Source organism: Chamaesiphon sp. (assembly GCF_041737865.1).
Lineage (GTDB): Bacteria > Cyanobacteriota > Cyanobacteriia > Cyanobacteriales > Chamaesiphonaceae > Chamaesiphon.
Window position 1 is genome coordinate 1 of sequence record NZ_JBGSQZ010000302.1, and the last position, 8359, is coordinate 8359.

General features: G+C 46.9%; 11 protein-coding genes. 6 read left to right on the plus strand and 5 right to left on the minus strand.

Going from position 1 to position 8359, the window contains the following annotated elements; translation table 11 throughout:
• Both ACEW9J_RS23370 and ACEW9J_RS23375 read right to left on the minus strand, forming a co-directional pair.
• A partial coding sequence (locus ACEW9J_RS23370) for a mechanosensitive ion channel family protein (RefSeq protein WP_373547481.1) occupies positions 1 to 483 on the minus strand: 483 nt, incomplete at its 3' end.
• A gap of 117 nt (positions 484 to 600) precedes the next feature.
• On the minus strand, positions 601 to 813 hold the full coding sequence (locus ACEW9J_RS23375) for an ATP-binding protein (RefSeq protein ID WP_373547472.1): 213 nt from the start codon (positions 811 to 813) through the stop codon (positions 601 to 603).
• A gap of 254 nt (positions 814 to 1067) precedes the next feature.
• On the opposite strand from ACEW9J_RS23375, the gene ACEW9J_RS23380 reads away from it, so the two are divergent.
• The 6 genes from ACEW9J_RS23380 (at position 1068) to ACEW9J_RS23405 (ending at position 6415) form a co-directional block, all read left to right on the plus strand.
• Positions 1068 to 1946 (plus strand): hypothetical protein, encoded by an 879-nt coding sequence (locus ACEW9J_RS23380; protein WP_373547473.1) that lies wholly within the window; start codon positions 1068 to 1070, stop codon positions 1944 to 1946.
• A 68-nt stretch (positions 1947 to 2014) separates the two neighbouring features.
• A complete protein-coding gene (locus ACEW9J_RS23385) occupies positions 2015 to 3424 on the plus strand; it encodes an Nramp family divalent metal transporter (protein ID WP_373547474.1) in 1410 nt (469 codons plus the stop codon).
• Positions 3425 to 3517: 93 nt separating this feature from the next.
• Positions 3518 to 4255 carry a haloacid dehalogenase-like hydrolase gene (locus tag ACEW9J_RS23390; protein ID WP_373547475.1) on the plus strand — a complete coding sequence of 246 codons (738 nt, stop codon included), beginning with the start codon at positions 3518 to 3520 and terminating at the stop codon, positions 4253 to 4255.
• 52 nt (positions 4256 to 4307) lie between these two features.
• A complete protein-coding gene (locus ACEW9J_RS23395) occupies positions 4308 to 4502 on the plus strand; it encodes a hypothetical protein (RefSeq protein WP_373547476.1) in 195 nt (64 codons plus the stop codon).
• Between the two features lie 77 nt (positions 4503 to 4579).
• A complete protein-coding gene (locus tag ACEW9J_RS23400) occupies positions 4580 to 5536 on the plus strand; it encodes a metallophosphoesterase (protein ID WP_373547477.1) in 957 nt (318 codons plus the stop codon).
• Between the two features lie 33 nt (positions 5537 to 5569).
• Entirely contained in the window at positions 5570 to 6415 is an 846-nt protein-coding gene (locus tag ACEW9J_RS23405; protein ID WP_373547478.1) for a DUF1206 domain-containing protein, read from the plus strand.
• 55 nt (positions 6416 to 6470) lie between these two features.
• Here ACEW9J_RS23405 and ACEW9J_RS23410 read toward each other — a convergent pair whose 3' ends face one another.
• The 3 genes from ACEW9J_RS23410 to ACEW9J_RS23420 all read right to left on the minus strand — a co-directional run bounded on the left by ACEW9J_RS23410 (position 6471) and on the right by ACEW9J_RS23420 (position 8218).
• Complete coding sequence (locus tag ACEW9J_RS23410; RefSeq protein WP_373547479.1) at positions 6471 to 7283, minus strand: ion transporter; 813 nt, start codon at positions 7281 to 7283, stop codon at positions 6471 to 6473.
• A 219-nt stretch (positions 7284 to 7502) separates the two neighbouring features.
• Entirely contained in the window at positions 7503 to 7856 is a 354-nt protein-coding gene (locus tag ACEW9J_RS23415; RefSeq protein ID WP_373547480.1) for a hypothetical protein, read from the minus strand.
• 23 nt (positions 7857 to 7879) lie between these two features.
• Positions 7880 to 8218: a DUF3611 family protein gene (locus ACEW9J_RS23420; RefSeq protein ID WP_373547482.1), complete on the minus strand. Its 339-nt coding sequence runs from the start codon at positions 8216 to 8218 to the stop codon at positions 7880 to 7882.
• Between the last annotated feature and the right edge of the window lie 141 nt (positions 8219 to 8359).

Sequence of the window (8359 nt, forward strand, 5' to 3'; positions counted from 1 at the left end):
CACAATCCGCCGACCATCATAGGTTCTAATAATCGTTGCCCGTGTTTGAATATTTTCTACAGTTCCCTCAAAACCTTTGAAAACAATTTGGTCGTCAATCTGAAAGGGTTCAGTTAACAGAATTAAAATACCCGCTAGAAAATTCTGTAAAATATCTCGAAAGGCAAAACCGATCGCCACGCTACTAACCCCTAGTAGCTGTACCAGATCGCCAGCTTTGAGCGAGGGAATCACGATCGACAAGGCAATAAATAATCCGATTAAAATCACCACTCCTTGAGTCAATCGCCCCAGCACTAATCCTAGATTGTGAGCTTGACGGCGATCGCGCGTCAATCGTTTGACTAATCGTTTGAGGGTTCTGGCAATAAAAAAGAAAATGGCGAAGACAATCAGTGCCAAGACGATATTTGGCAATAAAATGATGAAGTCACTTGCCATGCCCTGAATTTTGTTCCAAACAGTAGATATTTCTGTACTCACAACATAAATTACCAATATATCTACAGTAACTTTACCCCAAAGCGATCGAACTGACATCTACCATAAGTTAGGTATTAACATTCCCTCTAGCAGCTTGTCAGTAGCCTGGATCGAGAATTAAATGTTATGCTGTTCGAATAAATAGCGGGCGATCGCCAGTTCTATCCCTAACCCTCTGTGCGATCGCGTACTGGTACTATCGGCTTGCTGATAGCAATCGAACACATGCGGCAAAAAATCTGCCCGAAGTCCTATTCCCGTATCAGTAACAGTAATTTGTGCCAGCGGTTTTGCTTGCTCTAACGATCGAGTTGCACGGTTACAAACCACTCTTCAGGCGTAAACTTGACGGCATCTGAGGTTTTCCAAACTTTAGATAATTGTGCTAAAAGAAAGAATTAGGAACTGGCTCAAGTATCGTCTATTTTAATATTTAAAAAAATAATACGATAGTATATACCTAAATAGGTAGTTGATATTATCCTTCGGTTTTTATTTTTAATAAAATCTACTTCTAAAGATAGAGTTTCTTCTAATTTTAGAGTTATTCACCATTTCTCCACCTTGGTTATCTATCATGATTAATGTATGAGCTATTGGAATTTGCAGCAATGAAATTCGAGAAATGCAATCAATACAGTTCTAAGTATTCCTTTGCCAAGGGGTGGGCAGTCCGCAGCACCTTGGCACTGACGCTATTAACTGTGTTAGCAGGTTGTCAAACGCCTGCATCGCGGGTAGCCACCCCAGCGCAAAATAATGTCACCACTGAAGACGTTGCTACAAATACAAATCGGTACATTGGTCAAACCGTAACGATCAGAAGTGAGCCGATCGAGAAGATTGCTCCGAGTACCTTCACCATTGAGGATCGGCAGTTCTTTGGCAGCGAAACGATTCTAGTAGTTAATGCGTCAGGAAAACCTTTCGTGCTGCCAGATGGAATCAACATTCAGGCAACGGGTAAAGTTCGCAATTTTGTGCTTGCTGATATTGAGCGTGAATTTAGCCTGGGTCTAGACCCAAAGCTCTACGTACAGTACGAGAATAAACCTGCTCTGATCGCACAATCGCTTGCCCTAGCACCAAAACCGGGTGAGCTAACCAGCAATCCACAGCAGTACTACGGTAAACCGATTGCAGTAACGGGTGAAGTGCAACAAATTCCGGGTGCGAATGCCTTTAAGTTAGACGAAGACAAGTTGTTTGGCGGGCAGGATCTTTTGGTTTTGCGAGCAAAGTCAGCAACGCCAGCAACGGCAAATCAACCCGTAATTCAAAATGGCGAAAAAGTGGCAGTTACAGGGGTGCTGCGCCCGTTTGTAGTAGCTGACCTAGACCGCGAGTACGACTTTGAGTGGGGTGCAGGAATTCAGCGACAGCTTGAGGTGGAATTTAAGAATAAACCTGTCTTAATTGTGGACAATGTTTACCCCTCTGCAATTCCCGATGCTGCCAAATAAGCAAATGTGAGGCAGGTAGGGAAGAGGACGTTAAATTTCTTGTTAACAAAAGTCAGGAGCAAGCCCGAATGAACCCGCAGCAAGCCCAAACTTCAATTCAAGCATCAGATCCAGATTCGCCAGACCAGCAAATTCCTCAGCCGCCCCAGGGCGCGGAACAGTTTAAGTGGCTTGGCCCTAGCTTTATCTGGATGCTCTCTGCTGCGGGTTCTGGAGAACTATTATTTACACCGAGAATTGCTGCCCTTTATGGCTACTCGCTGTTGTGGGCACTCGTTGCCGCTGTAGTTCTCAAGTGGTTTATCAATCGTGAAGTCGGACGCTTTACCGTTTGCACGGGTGCAACGATTCTCCAAGGATTTAAACAGCTTCCGGGACCGAAAAACTGGGCAGTCTGGATTATTCTGGTGCCCCAGCTTGCAGTTGCGATCTCGACTGTCGCAGGATTAGCAGGAGCCGCCGCAACTGCACTGATTTTAGTCACAGGCGGTACGGTTCAGCTCTGGACGGTGATTATTATTCTGGTGACAGCGGCGATCGTGTTGCTGGGACAGTACGATGTGGTTGAGAAATTATCCTCGTTTATTGGTATTGCCCGTACGCTGGCGATCGTCGCGGCGGCGATTTTTGTCTTCCCCAATGTCCGCGACTTAGCCGCTGGTTTATTGCCGCAGATTCCTCAGGATGTGCAGTACCAAGAAATTCTGCCCTGGCTGGGGTTCATGCTGGCAGGTGCAGCCGGAATGATGTGGTACTCCTACTGGGTCGATGCGCGTGGGTACGGGGCAACGTCACTGAAGCAGGAACAGCCACTTGAAGTGAAGCAGCTTGACTCGGAGCAGCAGCAGCGATTGCAGGGCTGGATTCAACTCATGACCTTCTCGAACACGTTGGCAGTTGTGGGCGCGTTGCTGGCAGCACTAGCATTCTTGATTTTGGGCAAGGAACTGCTGCGTCCCCAAGGACTTATCCCCCAAGAGAATCAGGTCGCGGAAACGTTGGGCAGTTTGCTGGGGAATATCTGGGGACCGTTTGGTTTCTGGTTCATGATTGCGATCGTCTTTATTACCTTTTGCAGTACCACTCTGTCCGTGCAAGATGGGTTCGGACGGATGTTTGCCGATGGAACAAAGATTCTCCTGCAAGGGTTTGGGGTGCAGCATAGCACATGGACGAATGAAAAGTTTCTGCGAAAGTTTTACATTGTCGTTTTGCTAGCAGTTTTGCCGATCGCCGTTTATCTATTGCTGGGTCAGCCTGTAAGTTTATTGCAAACGGCGGGCGCGATCGAAGCTGCCCATATTCCGATTGTTGCCGGATTAACGCTCTTTCTCAATCGGCGGATGCTGCCTCGCCAGTTACGTCCGTCTGGGTTTACCTTCTGGGGAACCGTGCTGGCAGGCGTATTTTTCGCGGTGTTTGCCGTAATTTATCTGCTGCAACTGGTCGGTGTGCTGGGCGGTTCTAGCGGTAGTTAACAGAGGAGAAACGCAGAAAATGGGAAAAGTGGCAAAGATGATAAAAAATTCTGATAAAAAATCTATTGAAGAATCAAAAAACGAGGTAAAGCCATGACGCAAGCTAAAAAAATGAGCTTCAAGAAGCCTCAAGCCACAAAACCTGTGTGTAACCGAATTGCGATCGTGTTTGATTTTGACGACACGCTTGCACCCGATACGTTTGATGAATTAATTAAGAGATTAGGGCTGGATGTTAAACAGTTTCGTCAACAGTATTATGAACCCATGAAAGATGCTGGGTGGGATCGTGTGGCAGCCCGCTTTTACTGCTTGATTCAGGAATCGAAGCGACGCAAAGAGAAAATTACAAAGAATGATTTGATTCAGTTTGGGCAAAATCTCAATCCCTTTCAAGGCGTGACGGAGATGTTCGATCGCTTGCATCAAAGGGTGCAGGAACTCAACCCGCAGGTTGAACTGGAGTTCTATATAATTACGGGTGGATTTGCTGAGGTGGTTCGGAATACCTGTATTGCCTCTTATTTCAAAAAAATCTGGGGATGTGAATTCCACTATGCAGAGAACGGTGAAATTGAATTTCTCAAACGTAGCATCAGCCATACTGAGAAGACCCGCTATTTAATGCAGATTGCGAGTGGTGAAGAGCAAGTCGATAGCGACGGACGATCGTTTGCCTACCGCGATCCGTCAGAAGACAAGCTTCATGTTCCACTTGCTCAGACGATCTATGTGGGCGATGGGGCATCGGATGTGCCCTGTTTTTCCATATTAAATGATGGAGGCGGCATAGTCATTGGGGTATACTCCCTTCCTGTGATAAGATTATGAGCTATAAACCCTTACAGGATAAGCTTTATAGCGGCTAAACACCTATACTCTTGTGCCGGAAAGGGAGTATAAGGAGGATACCGCAGCCAAGTGGAGTCAGGATATTGAAGTGACCCAAAGCCAACGAGTCGTAAATCTGGCTCCCGCAAATTATCAAGCAGAATCAGAATTAATGCGATCGCTGACCCTAGCTGTTGAAAGCCTTTGTAAGCAAATCTCCCTCCGACAACTTAGTGCTGGAGAGTAAATACATCACGTCAACTTATGCTGCGGTCACTAAATTATTCGCAGTCGATCGGGAAATAAGCATCGGAGTATCGAGTGATGAATAAGTATCTTTGGCGACGAATAAAATATTTTATATTGTGTATAGCAGGTCTCTTACTCGCACTGTTGATTTGGGGTGTAATAGAACCTTATTACCTCGATCGAGAAGCCGTTGTCGCCGAAATTCCACTGCTATCGCCATCCTGGCAAGGAAAGAAAATTGCAGTGGTTTCAGATTTTCAAATTGGGATGTGGATGGCAAACACTAGAACGGTTGCACAGTCGATCGATCGGATCGTTGCCGAGCGTCCGGCGGCAGCTCTGATTGCAGGTGACTTTGTATACAAGCCCGGAGACAATCTAACGCCAGAACTCGATCGCGTGATTCAATTGGTTCGTCCCCTAGTTGTCGCTCAAATTCCAACTTATGCCGTTCTAGGTAATCATGATTATGGGGCTAAAGCCGTGACTGAAGCTAGTGCATCAGACATACAGCGAGCCGATCGGATTCAGCAGGCATTAGAGGCGAGCGGCATTCAAGTGCTAAAAAATGAGGCGATCGTTCTTCCAAATGCAGATCGAACTGCTGAAAATGACAGGCTTTATTTAGTTGGAATTGGAGCCTATTTACCTAAGCAATCTCAGCCTCAACAGGCGATCGCTCAAGTTCCCAGCAGTGCAGCACGCTTTGTCCTAATGCATAATCCTGGCTCTTTTGCAGAGCTTCCTCCTGGCACAGCCCCGATCGCGGTTGCAGGACATACGCACGGCGGACAAATTCGGATTCCATTCCTACCGGAGTGGTCTTGGATGAGCTTTGTAGAGGAGCGGTCGAGCTGGTCGTGGATCTCCCAGATTCGAGGAGATATTGTGCGTGTGTCCGGCTGGATTCCGGGCTATGGCAATGCAGATAACCGCCTTTATATTAATCGCGGCATTGGTTTTAGCAATTTACCAATTCGCTTTAACTGCCGACCTGAATTAACCGTGTTTACGCTGCAAGCCAAGACATAGCTAAAATTTAATCGGCTCACTGAAGTACCTCCAATGCCTCTCCCTAATTCACCGCTCCATCATTTGAAACAACTCGCCCAACGAGCAGCATCTCATCCCTGGATCGAAAATTTTGCCCGATTTGGCTATGCTGCGAAGGGAGTTGTGTACTTCGTGGTTGGATTGTTGGCGATGCAGGTAGCCATAACCACAGGCGGCAAAACAGCCGATACCGTGGGTGCATTAGTAACGATCGTCAATCAGCCTTTTGGTGAATTTCTGCTGAGTTTAATTGCGATCGGCTTAGTGGGTTATGTGCTCTGGCGAATTATCCAGGCTGTTTTCGATCCGGATCGTGCCGATAAAAAAACGAGTGCAAAACGAATTGTGCAGCGCATGGGCTATGGGTTTAGCGCGATCGCCTATGGCAGTTTAGCGTGGACAGCCGTAGAACTCATCACAGGCACTGCTACTACCAGCGGTAGCACAATAGATGATTGGACAGCCCGTTTTATGGGACATCCTCTGGGGAGAGGATTAATTGGATTGGCAGGACTAATGGCGATCTCGGTGGGAATTTCATACCTTTACCGAGCTTACAAAGCTGACTTTCAGCACCGTTTTAGACAAGATCGGATGAGTCGAGCCGAGCAGCAGTGGGCAAAATTGTTGGGACAATTAGGTATCGCAGCACGCGGAATTGTCTTTGGAATCATTGGGCTTTTTCTGGTTCTAGCGGCACTTCATGCCAATGCTAGTGAAGCAAGAGGCTTGGGTGGGGTATTAGCAACGTTAGCACGACAACCCTTTGGTTCCTGGATTTTAGGTGCTGTTGCATTAGGATTAATTGCTTACAGCATCTACTGCTTAATTCAAGCTGGCTATCGGCGCATCAATTAACCTTAGTGAAAATCTAGCTGGCTTCCAGATCTCAATCTCCACGATATTCCAATTTTTATCGGGGATTATCGCGATCGAGCCGATGAATGTCGGTTCTTAAAGCAGCAATTTCATCGCGCAGAGCATCGAGCGACTTTTGTCCAGCCAGTTCGGCTCCATCATCATCAGCATCTTGTCCGATAAAGAAGGTGGCTAAGGTGGCAGTGACATACCCAAACACGGCAAAGGCATAGATCGCCAGCAGAAAACAGAGGATGCGCCCTTCTGCGGTCTTGGGGAAATATTCCGATCCCATTGTCGTCATCAGCATTGCCGTCCACCATAAAGCGGTACCGTAGCTATCAAATCCAGCGGCATCAGGTGTTTCCCGCTCGAAGGCATACATGCCAGCCGCACCCGTCAAGGTGACGAGCGCAGTCAGTAGCAGCACATAGCCAAACCCGCGTCGCTTAAAGTTGGCAGTGAGCGATCGCATACTGCGATTGGTGCCCGTCAGCACTCGCAGCAATTGCAAACCTCGTACTGCTCGCGTTGTTTGGAGTACCCGCGCAATTCTGACAATCCGCAACGTTCTGAGGGCTGGGAGTAGCAGTGAGATTGCGGTTAACCATTGCGCTTTGAGATAAGCCAGTTTGCGAGGAGCCAGGAGCAGCTTCACGCCAAACTCGACGATAAACACGAGCCAGATCGTGAAATTGACACCTTCGAGTAAGGGATTTAAGCCGGAAATGAGTTCGATCGTAAACAGAGCCAACCAGATAAAGCTGAGTACCAACATGGGTAGATCTAGCCAGTCTTCAAGCTGCTGCAAAATCTCAGCGCGTTCGTATTCGAGGGCTTGTTGTTCGGGAAGCTTGAGGGGATTCATATACAGATCGATCGATTAACAGTGACTTCCAGCAACGTCCGCAGCTAATCACTCGGACGATGCAGCCAGTTGAATACGCTTAACGATGCCACCACGCCGACGAAATGAGCCGTTATACAGCAGATATTTCTGTACTCACAACATAAATTACCAATATATCTACAGTGAGTTTATACCAAAGCGATCGAATCCACCTCTACCAGAAGTTAGGTATTAACATCAACTGAAGAAATCCCAAATTTTTTTAGTAATCTTCCGCTCTTTTAGGCGATAATTTACGCAATCGATCGCTCCCTCCGTGAGGACGTTTGCTGGATGGAGAGCGCATTGAAGATAGGGATTATTGTTGAAATATCGACAGCGAGAACACGGCACCTTATCTGGCGGTTTAAAGAGCGATGCAAATTGTTGACGCTTAAAAGTGCAGATATAACCAATGGCAACGATCGTCGAGAGGATCGCAATATTAATCGTAACGGCAACACCGACATCAAAGTTCGATCGAAATTCACTCTCGTTCTGGCTTGAAAGTGGTGCCTTAGATATTTGAGTTGTAATAGATCTTGTTTGCATGGGCATGACTTTATCGAGGTAATCTAATCAGTCGGACGATGCAGCCAGTTAAACACGCTTAACGATGCCACCACGCCGACAAAATGAGCCGTTATGCCTGTCGTATTTGCTGCGGCTACAAATACATCCACCGATCGAATGCTGCGGCTAGGGTCGTAAATTGCGACTCCTTGGGGTTGAGACACCGACTTGGCTAACAGCACGGCGATGGTGGTACCCGTCCCCAAAATCATCAGCAATATGCCGATCGATCCCGTAATCACACTCAGTTTGAGTACCTGCATCACCTTTGTCCGTTTGGGACGAATCGCATGGTTAGGGTTGCCAAGTCGTTTGGCAAACCGAATCAGGCGAAATGCCAGGTATACTAAGCACGGCTAGCAATTAGACTTTTACAGTAGGGATTATTAGCGATCGTGAGATACTATGGTAAATGGAGTGGTGTTGAAGAGATCGAGTCTAATGCTGAAAATAAATTTTGTCGAAGAAGATATTAAAAAGCT

What these genes read in the sequence shown, in the direction of transcription:
- ACEW9J_RS23390 (WP_373547475.1), top strand. Translation starts at nt 3,518, where the DNA reads ATGACGCAAGCTAAAAAAATGAGCTTCAAGAAGCCTCAAGCCACAAAA.
- ACEW9J_RS23380 (WP_373547473.1), top strand. Translation starts at nt 1,068, where the DNA reads ATGTATGAGCTATTGGAATTTGCAGCAATGAAATTCGAGAAATGCAAT.
- ACEW9J_RS23415 (WP_373547480.1), bottom strand. Translation starts at nt 7,856, where the DNA reads ATGCAAACAAGATCTATTACAACTCAAATATCTAAGGCACCACTTTCA.
- ACEW9J_RS23385 (WP_373547474.1), top strand. Translation starts at nt 2,015, where the DNA reads ATGAACCCGCAGCAAGCCCAAACTTCAATTCAAGCATCAGATCCAGAT.
- ACEW9J_RS23400 (WP_373547477.1), top strand. Translation starts at nt 4,580, where the DNA reads ATGAATAAGTATCTTTGGCGACGAATAAAATATTTTATATTGTGTATA.
- ACEW9J_RS23410 (WP_373547479.1), bottom strand. Translation starts at nt 7,283, where the DNA reads ATGAATCCCCTCAAGCTTCCCGAACAACAAGCCCTCGAATACGAACGC.
- ACEW9J_RS23405 (WP_373547478.1), top strand. Translation starts at nt 5,570, where the DNA reads ATGCCTCTCCCTAATTCACCGCTCCATCATTTGAAACAACTCGCCCAA.